The 16,577-nt window shown below is 67.3% G+C and carries 14 protein-coding genes and 2 pseudogenes; 8 read left to right on the top strand and 8 right to left on the bottom strand.

Features of this window, described 5'->3' with window-relative positions:
* Positions 1-74: 74 nt before the first annotated feature.
* Positions 75-359, bottom strand: a complete 285-nt coding sequence (locus C1J00_RS03535; RefSeq protein ID WP_245936173.1) for a hypothetical protein — start codon at positions 357-359, stop codon at positions 75-77.
* Positions 360-768: 409 nt separating this feature from the next.
* Between C1J00_RS03535 and C1J00_RS44575 the strand changes: the two genes are divergently transcribed.
* Positions 769-1,152: a hypothetical protein gene (locus C1J00_RS44575; protein WP_146046124.1), complete on the top strand. Its 384-nt coding sequence runs from the start codon at positions 769-771 to the stop codon at positions 1,150-1,152.
* A 206-nt stretch (positions 1,153-1,358) separates the two neighbouring features.
* On the opposite strand, the gene C1J00_RS03525 is transcribed toward C1J00_RS44575, so the two are convergent.
* Positions 1,359-1,874, bottom strand: a complete 516-nt coding sequence (locus C1J00_RS03525; RefSeq protein ID WP_342751653.1) for a DUF1963 domain-containing protein — start codon at positions 1,872-1,874, stop codon at positions 1,359-1,361.
* 19 nt (positions 1,875-1,893) lie between these two features.
* A pseudogene (locus C1J00_RS03520) lies at positions 1,894-2,334 on the bottom strand (helix-turn-helix domain-containing protein); the annotation flags it as partial.
* A gap of 355 nt (positions 2,335-2,689) precedes the next feature.
* On the opposite strand from C1J00_RS03520, the gene C1J00_RS03515 reads away from it, so the two are divergent.
* Together C1J00_RS03515 and C1J00_RS03510 are read left to right on the top strand one after the other, a co-directional pair.
* Complete coding sequence (locus tag C1J00_RS03515) at positions 2,690-3,955, top strand: ParA family protein (protein WP_102907570.1); 1,266 nt, start codon at positions 2,690-2,692, stop codon at positions 3,953-3,955.
* Positions 3,952-5,106 (top strand): ParB/RepB/Spo0J family partition protein, encoded by a 1,155-nt coding sequence (locus C1J00_RS03510; protein ID WP_102907555.1) that lies wholly within the window; start codon positions 3,952-3,954, stop codon positions 5,104-5,106. The genes C1J00_RS03515 and C1J00_RS03510 overlap by 4 nt, the downstream gene beginning before the upstream one ends.
* 257 nt (positions 5,107-5,363) lie before the next feature.
* On the opposite strand, the pseudogene C1J00_RS03505 reads toward C1J00_RS03510, so the two are convergent.
* A pseudogene (locus C1J00_RS03505) lies at positions 5,364-5,575 on the bottom strand (DDE-type integrase/transposase/recombinase); the annotation flags it as partial.
* 151 nt (positions 5,576-5,726) lie between these two features.
* Between C1J00_RS03505 and C1J00_RS03500 the strand changes: the two are divergent.
* Positions 5,727-6,848, top strand: coding sequence for a hypothetical protein (locus C1J00_RS03500; RefSeq protein WP_146046123.1), 1,122 nt, complete (start codon positions 5,727-5,729; stop codon positions 6,846-6,848).
* Between the two features lie 2,227 nt (positions 6,849-9,075).
* Here C1J00_RS03500 and C1J00_RS03490 read toward each other — a convergent pair.
* Positions 9,076-10,032, bottom strand: coding sequence for a ScbA/BarX family gamma-butyrolactone biosynthesis protein (locus C1J00_RS03490; RefSeq protein WP_102907552.1), 957 nt, complete (start codon positions 10,030-10,032; stop codon positions 9,076-9,078).
* Positions 10,033-10,148: 116 nt separating this feature from the next.
* Here C1J00_RS03490 and C1J00_RS03485 point away from each other — a divergent pair, with 116 nt between their 5' ends.
* The 3 genes from C1J00_RS03485 to C1J00_RS03475 all read left to right on the top strand — a co-directional run bounded on the left by C1J00_RS03485 (position 10,149) and on the right by C1J00_RS03475 (position 12,625).
* A complete protein-coding gene (locus C1J00_RS03485; protein ID WP_180989388.1) occupies positions 10,149-10,778 on the top strand; it encodes a ScbR family autoregulator-binding transcription factor in 630 nt (209 codons plus the stop codon).
* Positions 10,688-11,659 carry an SDR family oxidoreductase gene (locus tag C1J00_RS03480; protein ID WP_342751652.1) on the top strand — a complete coding sequence of 324 codons (972 nt, stop codon included), beginning with the start codon at positions 10,688-10,690 and terminating at the stop codon, positions 11,657-11,659. The genes C1J00_RS03485 and C1J00_RS03480 overlap by 91 nt, the downstream gene beginning before the upstream one ends.
* A 210-nt stretch (positions 11,660-11,869) precedes the next feature.
* Positions 11,870-12,625 carry an SDR family NAD(P)-dependent oxidoreductase gene (locus C1J00_RS03475; RefSeq protein WP_245936170.1) on the top strand — a complete coding sequence of 252 codons (756 nt, stop codon included), beginning with the start codon at positions 11,870-11,872 and terminating at the stop codon, positions 12,623-12,625.
* Between the two features lie 386 nt (positions 12,626-13,011).
* Here C1J00_RS03475 and C1J00_RS03470 read toward each other — a convergent pair whose 3' ends face one another.
* Positions 13,012-13,641 carry a TetR family transcriptional regulator gene (locus C1J00_RS03470; RefSeq protein WP_102907550.1) on the bottom strand — a complete coding sequence of 210 codons (630 nt, stop codon included), beginning with the start codon at positions 13,639-13,641 and terminating at the stop codon, positions 13,012-13,014.
* Positions 13,642-13,960: 319 nt separating this feature from the next.
* On the opposite strand from C1J00_RS03470, the gene C1J00_RS03465 reads away from it, so the two are divergent.
* A complete protein-coding gene (locus tag C1J00_RS03465; RefSeq protein WP_102907549.1) occupies positions 13,961-15,157 on the top strand; it encodes an IS701 family transposase in 1,197 nt (398 codons plus the stop codon).
* Positions 15,158-15,360: 203 nt separating this feature from the next.
* Here C1J00_RS03465 and C1J00_RS03460 read toward each other — a convergent pair whose 3' ends face one another.
* Positions 15,361-15,774 carry a hypothetical protein gene (locus tag C1J00_RS03460; RefSeq protein ID WP_102907567.1) on the bottom strand — a complete coding sequence of 138 codons (414 nt, stop codon included), beginning with the start codon at positions 15,772-15,774 and terminating at the stop codon, positions 15,361-15,363.
* Positions 15,775-15,844: 70 nt separating this feature from the next.
* Positions 15,845-16,318 carry a hypothetical protein gene (locus C1J00_RS03455; RefSeq protein ID WP_245936169.1) on the bottom strand — a complete coding sequence of 158 codons (474 nt, stop codon included), beginning with the start codon at positions 16,316-16,318 and terminating at the stop codon, positions 15,845-15,847.
* Positions 16,319-16,577: the final 259 nt, after the last annotated feature.

Below are 16,577 nucleotides of genomic sequence, written 5' to 3'. Positions count from 1 at the left end.
AATCGCTCATGAATCGCGCACAGGGGGAGTGCAACACATGCTCCGTACGAGTAGGACAACATCCGTCTGGCGATTCAAGCGAACAGTGCTGCGAGGGCCGCGGTCACGGTCGCGGCGAGAGTGAAGACCGCTGTGAAGGCGGCGGCCCGGGTGAATGCGGTGGGGTACGTGGCGCCCTCCATGCGGGCGAGTTTGCCCGCGGGGGCGGCGGCCAACAGTGCGACCACGATCACGAGCGCGGTGGTCAGAAGGACGACGGCCACGAGGACTCCCGGTAAGTGATGGGGCGTGGCGAGCGTCAAAAACCGTAGATGAAGCTGCTTCTCCAGGGCCGTCAGGCCCACCGGTGGCGTGGTCACGCCGCACATCGTGACGGTTCCCGCCGCGTAGTCGACACGGCGCCCGTCGGCGTAGGTGCGCGTTGGTGCCGGTCTTCTTGACGCCCCAGTCCCATTCCCCGCCCACGGTCCTCGCAACTCCCACAGATCGCGGGTGTTGCGAGGACCGTTAGAACCCAAGGAACCGTCCGGGGCCCTGTGGGTGTCAGCCCGCGCTGCATCACCGTGGTGGTCTTCCCGGCGCTCTTGCTCCCGTAGCGTCAGCATTGCAGGCCGGGCCACGGCCCTCAGCTGAGCAGATCGTCACCTTCCAGGTGCCGCATGGCATGCCCGATCTCTTCTGGGTGGCGATGCAGCCGAGCCATCGCCCCAGCCGTACCTGCATCCATGCCGGGTCTTTGAGTACAACCCACTGCGCGGCCGCCCCTTCTTGTCCGGCTTCGGTGCGGGCTACGTCGCCCCCTCATCCCACCTGATCGTTCCCAAGGGCAGCCCTCTCGGTCTGTACTACATGGGCATCGCCCACGTCGGGAACGACTTCGCCAAGGAACGCGGGGACCTCTTCGAGCAGTACGCGGGACGCCAGCTTGGCCAACTTGCCGATGCCGAGATCCACCCCGAGATCATCTACCGGGACGAGCGACGCAGCGTCGACCGGATCGTCGTCTTCGACGACCTGGTCCTGCTCGTAGAAGTAAAGTCCACGCGCCCTCCCCCCCCCAACAGCTACGTCTTGGCGTGCTGGACCGTACCAGCGCAGCCCTGCGCCAGATCAAGCACGCCTACAAGCAGCTGGAAACCACAGCAGCACTGATCACCGACCGGGAGCCGGGCGAGTGATTACGCCGTAATCACTGCCGGTGGATGCCCTGCTGTGGGTGAGGTGATTACGGCGTAATCAACCGGAGGCCGCCAGCCCCTGCCCACGGCGTCTCAGCGATGGGTGGTCGACCCGACGTCGTCCAGGCCAAGGGCCGGGCAGGACGGCTGCCGAGACTCGAGGGTGGTGTCTGGCGGACATCAGGTGCATTGCCAGGTGAACATCGCCCGGTCAAAGCGTCGATCGACCAGGTCCTGCGGACGGATCAGCCAGTACAACGCACCGCAGTCACCCCACATCATGCCCGCGGCATCCTCACTGTCGAACTGCGCCAGCAGCACCCGGCTGCCCGCCTCGTCCGACAGCCGGGGATCCTCCCAGGGCAGCCTCCCTTCCAGCACAGCTTCTGCGATCTCAATCTCCACCGGATTCTGAACCGAGTGCGCATAGCCGCCGACCTGATGGCCCACTGTGTCGTCGAACTCCCACAGCGCGTCGAGGGACTCCTGAGTGCATACGGGATGGTCGTAGCGCTGCCCGAGCGGAGCACCCGGTGCGAACGTCTCCCGGATATGCGGATGCCAGGGCTCAGCCGCCGTCATCTCCACGCGCGCTGTCAGCGGCACGAGCGGATACGGCTGGAGCTCCCCCGGCGTTTCCCGATCCGGCATATCTGCGCCTTCCGGTACATCTGCGCCTTCCGGTACGTAGAGCACGCGAGCGCCTGCCCAGCTGTTTGCCGAGCTTCTTGATGTCGACGTGCACCAGTTCGCCGGGACGTTCACGTTCGTAGCGGCGTATGACGCGGCCGGTAGCCCGGCCCAGGTGCGTGAGGCGGGCCAGGCCGCAGCGGGTCAGCACACGGTGAACGGTCGAGGGCACCAGCCGCAGCAGGTGCGCGATGCGGGCCGGTCCCCAACGGCGCAGGACACGGGCCTTGATGATGCGCCGCTCGGTGCGGGTCGGCGTTCTGCGCGGGCTGGTGCGCGGGCGGCTGGAGAGGTCGCTCATGCCTGCTTCGTCGAACGTCCGGTAGCGGTCGGCCCAGCGCTGGGCGGTGGTAGGCGAGACCTGGAAGCGTTCGGCAGCCCGGCGCAGGGGCCAGTCGTCCTCAACCACGCAGCGGGCCAGGCGCAGTCGTCCGGTCTCGGTCAGGGGCGCATTACGGTGGGGCACGAGGGCCTTTCGGTCGGTGTCGACGTCGCAATCCACACCGAACTCGAAAGGCCCTCACCTGTTCAAGATCCCTCAGCCGAGACCTGCCTCACCCGTCCACAACCTCTCGGGACAGAACAACTAGCCCGAGTCGTACAGACGGTCGCAACAGCTCCAACCACCTCTCGGCTATGCCGGGAGGCTGGTGTTCGGAGGCGAGGGAGCGCAGAGCATCGGGAGAGCCGTGAATCATGCGTCTGATCATGCAAGACACCACTGCCAGGTACCTTCGCGGCCGTCGGGCGAAGCTCATCAAGTTGGTCTAACTAACGTGTCGATGGTGTAGATGATCTACGACGTTAGTATGGTGTCCTTCATGAGTTCGCCAGCCACCTCCAACGACCGCGAGAAGGTCGTCTCCAAGCTGCCGGGATGGCTCCGGCAGAACCTCAAAATCAGAGCCGCCCAGCACGGCATCGAGATCCAGGCCGCCGTCGAACAAGGCATCACCGACTGGTGCAGCCTTGCCTCCACCCCCGACACCATCGATACCGCCGGCGCCGACTCCTTCTCCACCTTCCTGCCCCCAGGGCAGTGGGAGGAGTTCCGGCAGATCGCCGCCGACCGGCGTGTCTCCCTCATTCAGGGTCTGGCCCAGTCCGTCCAGTTGTGGCTCGACGCCAACCCAGCCCCGGACATCGAGCGCCCCGCGATCACCCGGCGCATCGTCGTCTGCAACCAGAAGGGCGGAGTCGGCAAGACCGCTATCACCGCTGGACTTGGCGAGGCCCTGGCCGAAGACCCCAACAAGCTGCACCCCGTACGCGTCGCCAAAGCCCTCACCAAGGCCCTGCGCGCGAGCGAGACACACACCGACGAACCGGAAGCGGGAGCCGACCCACTCGACATCGAGAACCTGCCCGGCCTCGGACTCCGGGTGCTCCTCGTCGACTTCGACCCGCAGTGCCACCTCACCAACCAGCTGGGCGCCAGCCCGCTGCCGTTGAACGGTGACAGCCTCACCAACCACATGGCCGGTGACCCCAAGGGCGACCTGCGCGACCTCATCGTGTCCGTCGACGACGACGCGTTCGGCGGCCGCCTCCACCTCCTGCCCGCCTGCAACGACGCCTTCCTGCTCGACGTACGGCTGTCCGCCGTCCGGGCCCGGGAAGCCGGACTCGAGAGGGCCCTTGCCCCACTCGAAGCTGATTACGACGTAATCATCGTCGACTGCCCGCCCAGCCTCGGCCTCAGCATGGACGCCGCCGCCTACTACGGCCGCCGACGTGACGGCGAAACGCCCGGCCAGTCCGGAGCCCTCATCGTCGTCCAAGCCGAGGACAGCTCCGCCGACGCCTACGAACTGCTCACCACTCAGATCGACGACCTGCGCGGCGACCTCCAAGTCGACATCGACTACCTCGGCATCGTCGTCAACCTCTACGACTCCCGCCGCGGATACATCGCAACCTCCTCCCTCCAGGGATGGGTGGACATAAAGGATCCGAGGGTGGTGGGCCTCATCGGCGACCTCAAGGAACAGAAGGAAGCCGTCCGTGTGAAGAAACCCCTGTTGTCCTACGCGCCCAAGTCACAGCAGGCCGTCGGCATGCGCGCCTTGGCAAGGGAGGTCTCGTGAGCAAGGCCGACCAACTGGGCTCCGGACGGTTCGGTGGGGGAGTGCGCACAGTCAGCGCACGCCGCCAGGCCGTCGCTGCTGCCACGGGCGTCCCCACTGAGGGCATCGCCGCGCCCTCCGAGCTCCCCGTCCACCGGGTCAGCCTCAACCCTGACAACCCCCGGTCCGACCTCGGCGACCTCACCGACCTCGCGGGCAGTCTGGAGACCCACGGCCAGAAGCAGGCCATCACGGTCATGAACCGCGACGCCTACATCAAGGCCAACCCGGAACGCGAAGCCGACCTCGAGCCGGACACCACCCACGTCGTCGTCGACGGCAGCAGCCGCCTCGCCGCTGCCCGCGAGGCCGGCCTCGCCACCGTCAAGGTCATGGTCAGCGACGACCAGGGCTCCACCCCCGAAGAACTCCTCGAATCCGCCCTGGTCGCCAACATCCACCGCCAGGACCTCGAGGAACTCGACGAAGCCCGAGCTCTCCAGCGGCTCATGGAAATTCACGGCAGCCAGCGAGCCCTCGCCAAACGCCTCCACCGCTCGCAGGGCTGGATCTCCCAGCGCTTGGCTCTACTCAACCTCAGTCCCGAACTCCAAGCCCGCATCGGCGAGGAACGCATCGACCTGCTGCGCGCGGTCGGCAACAAGCCCGCTGACCAGCAGCAAGCCGCCCTGGGAAAGCTCAAAGCGGAGCGGGCGGGGAAGGAAGAGGAGGCGCGCGCGTCGAAGCGCCACTCGCCGCAGCGGCCAGCAGACGCAGGCAAGGACGACACCGCAAACAGGTCCGCCGGTGATTACGGCGTAATCACCACCGGATCCTCGGAAGGCGGCTCAATCCCTGCCAACGGCCAGCGAGAAGCTAGGGGCCACGACGGCGAACCGGCGAACCAGGCAGCATCCGGGGCGGTTCCAGAACCCCGCGCTGACTCCTCCTCACCGGAGAGCAAGAACACCAGCGCGGAACAGCAAGCCCGCCGGGTGCCGTTCGACAGGCCCGGTGAACTCGCGATGCTGCTGGACGCGAGGGTGAAGGTCGACGACGCCTTCTTCACGCTCCTGCAACTGCTCAGCAGCAAGGCACTGGACAGGGACCCGGCGCGGCTCGGTGAACTGGCACGATCCTTCGCTGAGCAAGCCGCCGCGCGGACTGGCTGACGGGTACTCGGCCGATCCCGGCCGCCGTTCCCATCGCCGCCTTGCGCCTTCCGGCCGCCTCGATAACTGCCGTGGCCTTCCCAACCCTGAGGAAGGCGTGCCCCGAGACCTGGGTGGGCCTCACGCCTTGGTCAACGCTAAGAAGCCCGCACCCCTGCGAATACTCCAGGGGGCGGGTCTTCTTACGATTCCTGGGCCTCGCGGCGAGTAGTGAGTTCCCACAAGCGTGTGCACCACTGCTCGTTGTCCGCGGGACCGTCACGGGTCGAGGCCGCCGTCTGCAGTGCGTCGGTGACCAGGCCGGTGCGCATGTGGCCAGCGATGGACCAGCCGGCGACCTTGCGGCTGAAGCAGTCCAGCACGGTCGCGACGCAGAGGAACTCGCCGCCTGCGAGCGGGAGATACGTGATGTCGCCCCGGTACTTCCGCCCTCAGTGGCGGTGAAGTCCCGCTGGAACAGGTCCGGAACGTATGAGGCTGCCGGGCTGGCGGAGCAGCCCGCTGGGGGTCGCGCCTCAGACTGCAGTCACAGAGACCTTCTATTACGCCGTAATAGAAGGAGAGAAGGCACGGCCCGGCAGTCCGGGGGAGCGGTGCACCTCAAACGAGGACAGCGTGCCGTGCCGAGCTCGGCACGCTGGAAGAAGGACGACCGCTTCAGTTTCCATACCCTGCTGCGTACGCGGCGGACCCAGGGGCTCGACCTCCTGCCGACGCAGAAGCCGTCGGACGATGCACTGAGAGGCATGGCTGTGGCGCGTATGGAAGAACTGACTGAAGCACTGCCGGTGCGAGAAGCCGCGCGGGGACTCGGCGGAGAACCGCTCAGCGGACATTCGCCTGTGCGGCGCCGAGGGCTCGTGCTGGCCCTCAGCAGCCTGGCTGGCTTCCTGCTCACGGTGGTGTGGTCCGCCAAGTTCGTGGATCAGACGATCGGCGGCACCATCGCGGAGGGGGTCCTCGGCCACAGTGCGGAGGACGCACCACTCACCTCTGTCGCGGCGGGTATTGCGTTCGCGTTCGCCTCGGGCCTGGCCGGTACCTTCACTGCTTGCAACATCGCAGCCTTCGGCGCCGTCGCCCCGATGATGGATTCGGCCCATGGTCGATGGGAGCGCTTCGCGCAGTCGCTCAGGCCGCTGGGATGGCTCTCGCTCGGCACCGTAGCCGTCTCCGCCCTGTACGGCGTAATCGTCGGCCTGGCTGGTACATCGATGCCCCAGTTCTCGCAGGCTGAGTCGGTGCCTGGCGTTCTTTCGGGGCGCTCCGTCCAGGCAATGATCACTTTCGGGGTGATCGGCCTGGCCATGCTCTACATGGGCCTGGCCGCTCTCGGGTACGTCCGTGATCCGTTCACCCGGCTGTCCGTGAGATTCCCCCATGCGCAGTCTCTGTTCATGGGCATTCTGATCGGTGGCTTCCTCATCGGCCGTCCCTTTCCGTTGTTCCGCCAGCTCTTCAGAGACGCAGCGGAGAGCGGCAATCCCCTCTACGGTGCGGCGGCCTTCGCGCTGCAGTCCCTCGGAAACATCGTGGTCATGGCGGTCTTCTTCTTCGTCCTGACATTCGTCGCAGGTGGCCGACTGCACGCATGGCTGGCGCGGAAGCCGGGCCGGATGGCGGTCGTCACCGCGGCCGCCCTCCTGGTGGCCGGTGTCTTCACCTTGCTGTACTGGGACGTCCGCTTGCTGGCCAGGCGAGAGATCATCCCGTGGTACCCGATCGCCCCGTGGGCGCAGTAACCACCGAGGGGGCAAAGCCTCCCCCAGGGCGATGAGCTGAGCGCGCCGCTGAGGGACCTCGGCTCAGGCGGCAGCGCCAGCACATTCCGGTGGCGGTGGGACGGCCGCAACCGCCGGGCCCTGTGCCCCGGCACTGCGGGTGCACAGCGGCAACCGGATCCGCCGGCAGGGGAGAGGGGCGGCAGTCAGCGCACAGGCCCTTGCCGCCGGCCCGGTAGGGGCGTTCGCATGCGGGACATGTCTCCCGAGCAGGGGCTGGGGCCCGGTGCTCCGGGGCTCGTGGCGACGCCCGAAGATCACCGTGCGGTTCGGGTGCACGCGCTCGTTCGGGCGCAGCACGCACCGTAGTTGCCCGGCGGTCCGCGGCCGCCTCCGCGCAGGCGCGACAGCGCATACCGCTGGACCACAGCACGCCGGACTCGCAGTCGGGGTCGGCGCAGCCCCAGCGGGGGAGTGCCACTCCCAGGAGCCAACGGCCCGGGTCGCGGATGTCCTCGACGATGATCTGGGCGAGGCGCGTGGTGAGCCGGGCTCGCAGCCGCCCGGCCTCGGTGCCCTGGCGCAGCTGGCTGCCGATCTCCCGGCCGATCAGGCGTTGCACGTAGACGTTGGTGCGGGGCAGCAGCCACCGGACGGGCTCGAGTATGTCGTGTACCCGGTGGCTGTAGGTCAGCCGCGGCCCGTGATAGCCGACGCGGGAGTGTCCTGGAAGGCGCACTGATGCGAGAGGAGTGGTGTCCGCGCCATCCTGTGCCGGCCGTGCGGGCGCAGGTGCGGCCGGGGTGCCGCTGCTCGGTACTGCAGACATTCCGCCGGTGGCGCGTACGCCCTTGCGCGTTGGCGCGGTGGAGGGAGGTTCGCCTACGGCGGGTGAGCAAGGCGTGCCCCCGTCGTCAGGTCGGTCAATTCTGTGGTCTTCCTTGAACGCGAGCGATCCGTCACCGGTTGCGGAACCCGATCCCTCATCAACTGTGGGACGTGATCCGCGCGTACCGACGGATTCTGCAGCGGTGCCAACGCCTGTTTCGCTTCCTTCACGGGGGAGTGGCCACGCCCTGTCGGGAAGGCGGAAATGGTGACGTCCCTGCGGGCCGGCACGACGATCCACGACGATCCAGCGCGCCGCCTCCAAGGCGTTCACAATCCGGCTGGCGGCCCCCACGGTGATCGGACTTCCCGCCTGCCTGCCCGAGTGATGGCGCAGGCGCGCTGCCAACTCACCTATGGTCAAGGGGATGTTCCGTATCACGGCATGAGAGATCACAGCCAGGGCGCGCAGCAGGCGGGGACGCAGCTCCTCGCTCGCGTTCAGGGGCAGCCACACAAAGCGCTCCGCGGAAGTCATCGCCCGCACGCGACGGCGTGCCGTCGTCCCGTACCCACCGGGCAGCGACCGCCTTGTACTCTCGGCGAGTTCCACCACACCGTCCGGGGCTGGGTGCCGCAGCTGGGCGAGGCCCCGCTCCACCGTGGACGTGGACAACCTCAGGTACCTGGCCAGGGTGGCCGTTGACGCTGTGCAGCCCTCGGGTCTTCGGCACAGTGCTTTTACCTTCATGTAGACGCTCAGCGCAGCGTCGGAGTAGAACGCCGACTCCACGATCCGCATGGGGACCTTGACCCGGTACTGGCGCCGCGGTGTGGATGAATCGCTCTGAGAGAAGCAGCCTCTGGGGGAAGCCTGTGCGGACTGGGAGGTTTCCAGCCGTCTCCCGTGACCTGGGGCCTGGAGAACAGCAGCGCTTTGCTCCATGATCTGAACGTCTCCGTGAGGAAGGCATGGGGAGGCCGAGGTAGTGCTTCGAGGTTCAGCGGGGCCCGTTGATCGCACGGTCGGGAGGCGCCTCGAAAGGGGGCCTCCCGACCGCCGAGTTGGCCGCCCGGCGGGCTGTTTGTGACGGGTGCCTCCGTGTCGGCACGAGGGACGCACACCTTCGCCCGCTCAGGGTCCTTGCATGCTGCGCGCCCGGGTCGCGTGGTCTGGCACCGAGCCTCGCCGGGTTGCCGAAAAGTCCTGGTAGCTCCTGCCCCCACTCTCGACTCCGCTCGAGCGGGGGCACCCCCAACAGGAGGGGGGCCTTCCGGCGCCTTGCGATGCCCGGCACCAGAACACGCGACCTCATCGGGCGCTCACAGTGCAGGGACCCCTGGGGCATGTGGGTTACTTCGAGTTTCGCCCCGTCTTGGTGGACCAGTCAGGCTTCCGCTGTGGGGACAGTGGTGCCGGCTAGGCCGCCCGCTCGGTGCCACCGGAGACGTGGGCGACCGCGATCCTCGCGGTGAAGGCGGTTCCATCGCCTTGGATAGCTTGTATCCGCAGTTCCTTGTCATGTCCGTCGAGCTGCGAGGTGACCGGGTCGGCGGTGATCCAGCATGGGGTGTTGAGTTCCACGTAGCGGTGGAACGCCACTTCCATCGATACCGGCCAGCGCTCTCCTCCGGAGGGAGGAGCGGCGTGCGCGGCCTGGCGTGCCGCTTCCAGGAGGAGCATCCCGGGTATGTGATCGACGGGATGGTCGAAGAGCACCGGATGCATCGTGTCGACGCGCAGCTGCCAGCGGCGTGGCTGCTCGCACGGCGACAGGACGACGTCCTGGAGGCGGTCGCGTCCGCAGTCCGCCCCGGGCAACGGCGGCGTGGGCTGAGGCGCTTCGGCGAAGACCCGTCCGACGTCACGCCCGCCCCGCAGCCGTTTGTAGACGGCCGTGGGGTGGCAGTTGGAGACGGTGGTGGCCTCACCCAGCAGCGATGCGCCGCGCAGGATCTGGAAGTGCATGGTGAAAGCGGCCGGCAGCTCACGGCGATACCTGACGGCGCAGGTCACCTCAAGCCGCAGTTCGGCCGGGGTGAGCTCGATGCGCATCGCATCGGGATTGACCGTGTATTGGAAACGAGACCAGCTGACCTGCTGCCCGAACGGCACGCCGTATCCAGCGTGGGAGAGCAGGATGCTTGCCTGCCGGACTGTCTCGGACAGCAGCATCGGGTCGTACAGCCCATGTGCGGAGGCGTAGAAGCCGTGACAGCGAGGCCACTGGGCCGTGATCGTGAAGGTGTCCGGTGATGTCGTGGTCCAGTCGGTCAGGAAGACCTCGGCCAGAGCCGCTCTGTGGACGTACTCCTTCGGCACGGTGGTCGTCAGTGCGTTGGGAGTTGATACGGGGCGTTCCGTCGGTACGAGCATGCCTCTCCCCCTGGAGGTGTACGGAAGGGCCTCCTCACGGCCTGTCGGCCGTTGACCCAAGTCTTGAAAATAAAGTATGTTCGTTTTGTTTGTCGATAGAGAGTTCGGATTCCCCCATGGCGCACCTGAAGCAGGACCGAGCAGTGAAGACGCGGCAGACCATCATCTCCGCCGCCGCCGAGGTGTTCGACGAGTTCGGCTACAACGGCGCGAGCATGCGGCAGATCATGCAACGGGCCGGCGTGACGCTGGGGGCGGTGTACTTCCACTTCCCGAACAAGGAAGAACTCGCCCGTACGGTGATGAACTCTCAGCCCGGCACGGTCGTGCCGAGGCTGACGTCGCAAGGGCTGCAACGGGTCGTCGACATGACCCTGGTGTGGTCCTGCCAGCTCCAGCGTGACCCGATTCTGCGTGCCGGTGTCCGCCTCGGTGTGGAGCAGGTAGGGTTCGGGCTGCGCGAGACCGCGTCCTACGAGGCGTGGGAACACCTCATCGAGGACTGCTTCGTGGGCGCCCAGGAGTTTGGGGAACTGCGCGAGCACGTGGTTCCGCGCTCTCTGGCCGAGTTCGTGGTCGGCGCGTGTACGGGAGTCCAGCTCTACTCCGACCTGGTGTGCCAGCGTGCTGATCTTCCGGCGCGCATCGTCGAGATGTGGAAGGTGCTGCTTCCGGGCATCGCCGACGACAGTACGGTTCAGCGCATCGACGCCAGCGTCCAGCGGGCGACCGACTTGGTTGCCTGACCGCCGCCCATCGCCCATGTCGGAGCAAGAGGGCTTTTGCGCACCGGCCGGAGGGCTGGGAGCGGAGCCTGCCGTCGCCTCTCGGAGGTCCTGTGAACGATCCGGTTCCTGTTCGCTCCCCCCTCCCGGCAGCGCTGGCCGGGCAGAACGTTCTGATCGTCGGCGGAAGCTCGGGTATCGGACTGGCGACCGCTCGGCTGCTCGTCGATGTCCGGGCATCGCCCGTCCTCGTGGCTCGGGACACGGCTCGGCTGCAGATCGCAGCAGACTCGCTGGCGGGTGCCGTGAAGGTACGGACCGTGACGGCCGATGTCACCGACGAAGACCGGCTGCCCCGGCTCCTCGAGGGTCTGCGCCCGTTTGACCATGTGCTAGTGACGGCGGGCGCCGGCACGCGTGCTCCCCTGGCGGAGGGGGACCGGTCACGGGTGCAGGACGCTTTCGACGTACGGTTCTGGGGCGGTTACGCGGTGGCCAGAGCCGCGGTAGCCTGCCTGCCTGCGGGCGGTTCGATCACCTACATGTCCGGCATCTACGCCGCGCGCCCCATCTCCCAGGCGGCCGCAGCGGTCGCCTCGTTGGCGGCGTGCGAGGGCCTTGCCAAAGCCCTCGCGGTGGAACTGGCACCGCTGCGCATCAGGGTGAACGCGGTCCGCTCCGGTGTGGTCGACACACCGGCGCTGCGGCGTCGCCTTCTTGCGCGGGACGATGATGCCGACACCGCCCGAGCGGACGCAGCCGTCGCCGTGGCGGGGGAGACGCTACCGCTGGGACGCTACGGGACGGCCGAGGAAGCGGCGGCTGCAGCCGTGTTCTTGATGGCCAACCCCTATGTGACGGGATCCGTCCTGACGGTCGACGGGGGACAGTCGCTGGTGTGATGCCAGGGCACTCCGTCACGCTCGTTGCCGGCTTCCCGGGCGCGACGAGGAACAGATGTGATTTCAGACCCCCGAAGGCTACTCGCAAAATCTTCACATCGCTTACGCTCAGCGTGCACATCTGAGGTTCGATTCTGCACTTCCACACCATGCCAGTGGGCTGCACCTTGCCTACGGCGCAGCCGGAGGACGGGCATGAGCGTACGAGGAATGCTGGACGGCAAAGCGGTTTTCGTCACCGGAGCGTCGAGCGGTATCGGCGCGTGTGCCGCCCGACTGTTCGCAGCCGAAGGAGCAGCAGTGGTCTTGATGGCCCGCCGTGCTGATCTTCTGGAGGGGCTGGTCAAGGAGATCGCCGAGGCGGGCGGGCGCGCGACGGCCGAGCCCGGTGACGTGACCCGCCCCGAAGACGTCAAGAGAGCGGTCGCCACCGCAGTCGAGTCCTACGGGCGGCTGGACGCCGCCCTCAACAACGCAGGCTGGGGGACGGCGGGGACGCCGCTGCACGAAACCGACGACACTCTGTTCGACCAGATCATGGACGTCAACGTGCGAGGCGTCTGGAACTGCCTGAAGTACGAGGTCTCAGCCATGCTGAAGTCGGGCCGCGGTGGCTCTATCGTGAACACTGCCAGCGTTGCCGGAGTCCTTGCCACGGGAGCGGCGGCCCCCTACATCGCTGCGAAACATGCCGTGGTGGGACTGACGAAGGCCGCGGCAGACGAGTACGGGCAGCAGGGCGTGAGAGTCAACTCCCTGATCGTCGGCAGCACCCGGACCGAGCTCATGGAGCAGGCTCTCCAGGACACCCCCGCGCTGGCAGGTCCGTTCACTGCGCGTTCCGTGCAGAAGCGCATGGCCCATCCCTCAGAAGTGGCGCAGGCGGCCCTCTGGCTCTGCAGCGACCGCGCGTCCTTCGTGACGGGAGCCGGGATGGCCGTGGATGGAGGCTGGACGGCCGCATAGCGGTCCGCACAGCGGACCTGATCGTCGTACACCCGGCACCAGCGGCTCTGCTGTCGCTGGGGAGCCAGGTGCCGGTGTGCGGTTGGCGCAGCGGTGGCACCAGGTCTGGGCGGCGAGCGTTCGGGGAGGTGGGCGCCGGCGTTGCGCCGGCGCAGGTGGCGATGCAAGGCGTGGGGTCTGCGCGGAGTGTCTGCGGTGGGGGAGAGCCGGCCAGGTGCCCCCACCACCGTGCCGGTGCGGGGGTGCTCCCAGCGCCGCTTCTCCCTTGCATGGACACAACAGGTCGGCCCGTGGCCCGAGTTCAGCGATTCATTCGGGCGACAGGCCGGGTCCCGCCGCATCCGATGCTCGCAGTACGTGACCTGTTCGCCCTACGAGCGAGATCGTCAGTCCGTTGCACCCGTGGCCTGCGGCAGGACCCCGGTGCAGTTGTTGGACGGTGAGACGCCGGAGAGGACGAGCTCCCAGATGAGTTCCAGCGCTACGTCAGTGCTCGCGGACGACGCGCGGTGCCCTTCCCTGCGCTCGCGCACGTGCATCTCCGTCCCCGCGACCAGGTGCTCGACCAATGCTGTGACGTCTTCCGCGTTCCTACGCAACTGACCTGCCGCGTAGGCCTGGTGAAGCAGTATGCGTACAGGGGGCAGCCACATGCCAGACCATTGCTCGCCGCTCTGCCGCTCCCGTGCGAGACGGACCATGCACCGTACCGTGACCTCCTCCTCCAGCAGGCGGGCCAGTTCGAGGGTCAGCTCGATCACCTGTTGCAGTGCTGAACAGGCACGCTGTCCGAGCGTTGTCAGAGCATCGTGTGTCGTGGCCCGGCCGGCGGTCTCCACGGCGTCCGCCAAGTCGCCCTTGCTGGAGAAGTGGAAGGTCAAGGCGCCCAGAGATATTCCCGCCGCCTTGCTGATCTGCGCCAGCGACGTGCCCGCATAGCCATCGCGGTCGAACTGCTCGGCAGCCGCGAGCACGAGGGTGCTGCGAGTCTTCGCCGCTCTCTCTTGTTTCACCATGTTCTCTCCGGAAATGGCCAGGGGCGGATGCGTAGCGCGGTCCGCTGGACCGGCACGCTGACGCCGGGATCTGTCGCCGGACGCGGGTGGCGGCTGTTCCAGCCTGCTCCGGCCAGGAGGAACTGGGCAACGGGGAGTTGTCCAAGTAGCCGGATTCGGTTCGGTTGGCGTTCCTCCGGCGCGGGGCTCCTACATGGCGAAGTCGCAGCGGAGGCGTCAGCCGCGTACCGCGGGGAGTCCCCGCTGGTAGAAAAAAAGAAATCGTTCGCTATTCTTTTCGGTGTGACCCGGCACAGGTCGGTCCAGGGAGGGACGTGCCATGCAAGCTCACGAACCGACTCGTTCGCAGCCGCCGCTCCTCACGTTCACCGAGCGGGTCTTCAGCAGCCTGCCCCGGATCGACCAGCGGCAATGGGCTCAGGCCTACCTGACTGGTCTGCTCCGCACCGAGGGAAAGAAGTCGGTGCGCCGTCTCGCCGCCGCCGTCTCCGACTCGCCCACCGCGTCCCAGTCCATGCACCAGTTCGTCAACGCCAGTCCGTGGGAGTGGGGCCCTCCCCGAGGGGAACTGATGCGGTGGGCCGAGCAACGGCTGGACCCCAAGGCGTGGATCCTCGACGTGGCGGTGCTTCGCAAGCGGGGGGACCACTCCTGCGGCGTGCATCGCCGCTTCGTCCCGGCATCGGGCCGTTCGGTCAACTGCCAAGTGGGCATAGGGGCTTTCCTGGCGACACAGTCAGACGCGGTGCCAGTCGACTGGCGGCTGTTACTGCCTGGAGCGTGGCTCAAAGACGAACATCGACGCATGCGGGCTCGCATACCTGTCGACGTCCTCCCACGCACCATCGAGCAGCACGCCCTCGACCTCGTCGACGCGCTCACCGAGAGCACGAGCCTCAGCCCATGCCCCCTGGTCGCAGACCTGAGCGCGTACGCCGGTGTCGTCGGACTCGTCCGAGGCCTCAGCGCAAGCGGCTGCAACTTCGTCGTCGCGGTGCCCGGCCGCATGCGAGTGGTTCCGGGCGGCGCGTCGTCCGCGCAGTCCGCCTACACGCGAAACCTGCCGGCGGCCATGGACGCTCAACGGTTCTTCGAGCTGAAGCACAACAGCCACCTCAGGCTGGACACCGTGGCCGTGGGGGACGGACGCCTGGGCAACACCTCTCTGACGACCGGGCTGGTGCGCCTGCCCGACAGCAGCTTCGCCCGCCAGATGCCTTCCCCCACCTACAGGTTGTTCGCGTTGCGCCACATGGCGGGGCGCCGCTCTGACCGCATCTGGCTGACCAACATGCTGAACGGCCGCGCAGAGCAGTTGCTGGCACTGACCCGTCTACAGCAGCGGGCGCGCAGGACCGTGCAGACGCTGGAGCACGACTTCGGTCTGCTCGATTTCGAAGGCCGTTCCTTCCCTGGCTGGCACCACCACATGACCCTGGTCTCCGCCGCGCATGCCTACAGTCAGCTCCGGGCCACGATGCCCGTGGAGCCCACTCGGGCCTACCAGGTGGCCTGATCCGCGCACAGCGGTCCCTGTCTGCCTCGCTCTTGTGCTCAATCCCCCGCAGCACAAGGGCGAGGCTCTTCCATGTGCTCGCCCGCCGAGCGAGGGGCACTGTCGGGGTATCAGCAAATCCGGTCTGCGGCCGGGGCCGGGAAACCTACGACAGGACAGGGCAGCGGGACGCCGGGCGCAGTTGCCCTCTCCACCCGGCGCCGTCAAGCTGTTGCAGGACCGCTCCTCGGGGCAGTACGTGGCGGAGGCATCAGGTGGCGCTTGGCCAACAGGGCGAGGATGCCGTAACCGCCGAGGAGCAGTATGCCCGTGAAGACCCACTCGCGGGATGTTCCGGAGCTGTAGACCCGCCCCGGGCTCCCGATGTCCAGGGCCGCGATCTCCTGGCCCACCTCCAGCGAGTCGCGGCCGCTTCCGTACAGCCTGATGGACTCGCGCACGAGCATGCCGTCGGCGGAGCGGAACGAGCCAATCCACTCGCACGTCTCATGTCCCGGATGCCGTATGCAGGACAGCTCCCCAGCGGTGAACTTCCCCTTGACCCCGTCGGCTGTCGCCGCGCGCATCGCGTTACCCAGATTGGGCAGCGACATCCCCAGCAGGAGACACGCCGTCATGAGCAGCAAAAGGGACACGAAGCCCGATGGCCTCCTGGTCCTCACGCCGTTCAACGGGCCTTCACGCCGTTCATGCCCGCACCGCGCAGGTGCAGCGCGCTGCCGCGTCGTCCGTACGGGTGTGCACCACCATGGCGATCACCATGGGCAGGGTGACCAGTGCGTTGTAGAACAGGTGCAGTTCTACCCGCGGCGCGAGCAGCTGAATGATGCTCGTGGGGACGGCGCGGCCGGCCAGATACGCTCCGGAGAGCGCTTGGATGAGCAGCAGGAGGTGCTCGAAGTGGTGCCAGACCTGGACGCCGAGGGTGATGTTCCACCAGATGCGTGAGGTGCCGCTGAACCCCGGTCGCAGCAGGATGAATCCGACGAGCATGACCAGTGCGTAGCCGTAGTGCATCCACTCCGAGGTGACCAGCCAGGGGAACGGGATCCCGAGGACGCCTCTTGCCTCGGGCACCGGCCAGCCCATGGCGTAGATCTGAACTGCCTGGGTGAGGTGCTCCGCCCAGTGGGCCAGGACAATGACGAGAAAGACCCTCAAGCCGGTCTTGTGCAGCCTACTGTTGAGGCTGTCGATGCCGCCTCGGATCCGGTATGGCGCTGCCGTGCCGACTGACATTGGTAACCTCCGTAGTTCAAGTCCAGGCGCCCATCCCAGCAGTCGGCCTCCGCAGGGTCTTCTCCTTACATGCGCAGTTGAGGTTCCGGGGCAAGTGAGTCCTTTGACGCAACTCAACGGCGCCACGGTGACGGCATGTTGCCACGGACACACGAAGGACAGGACTGCAACCTCGCCCGGT

Source organism: Streptomyces cahuitamycinicus (genome assembly GCF_002891435.1).
Taxonomy (GTDB): domain Bacteria; phylum Actinomycetota; class Actinomycetes; order Streptomycetales; family Streptomycetaceae; genus Streptomyces; species Streptomyces cahuitamycinicus.
The sequence above is the reverse complement of the archived record's forward strand: the minus strand, read 5'-3'. Positions and strand labels throughout refer to the sequence as shown.

What these genes read in the sequence shown, in the direction of transcription:
- C1J00_RS03515 (WP_102907570.1), top strand. Translation starts at nt 2,690, where the DNA reads ATGAGTTCGCCAGCCACCTCCAACGACCGCGAGAAGGTCGTCTCCAAG.
- C1J00_RS03475 (WP_245936170.1), top strand. Translation starts at nt 11,870, where the DNA reads ATGCTGGACGGCAAAGCGGTTTTCGTCACCGGAGCGTCGAGCGGTATC.
- C1J00_RS03485 (WP_180989388.1), top strand. Translation starts at nt 10,149, where the DNA reads ATGGCGCACCTGAAGCAGGACCGAGCAGTGAAGACGCGGCAGACCATC.
- C1J00_RS03470 (WP_102907550.1), bottom strand. Translation starts at nt 13,641, where the DNA reads ATGGTGAAACAAGAGAGAGCGGCGAAGACTCGCAGCACCCTCGTGCTC.
- C1J00_RS03490 (WP_102907552.1), bottom strand. Translation starts at nt 10,032, where the DNA reads ATGCTCGTACCGACGGAACGCCCCGTATCAACTCCCAACGCACTGACG.
- C1J00_RS03465 (WP_102907549.1), top strand. Translation starts at nt 13,961, where the DNA reads ATGCAAGCTCACGAACCGACTCGTTCGCAGCCGCCGCTCCTCACGTTC.
- C1J00_RS03460 (WP_102907567.1), bottom strand. Translation starts at nt 15,774, where the DNA reads ATGACGGCGTGTCTCCTGCTGGGGATGTCGCTGCCCAATCTGGGTAAC.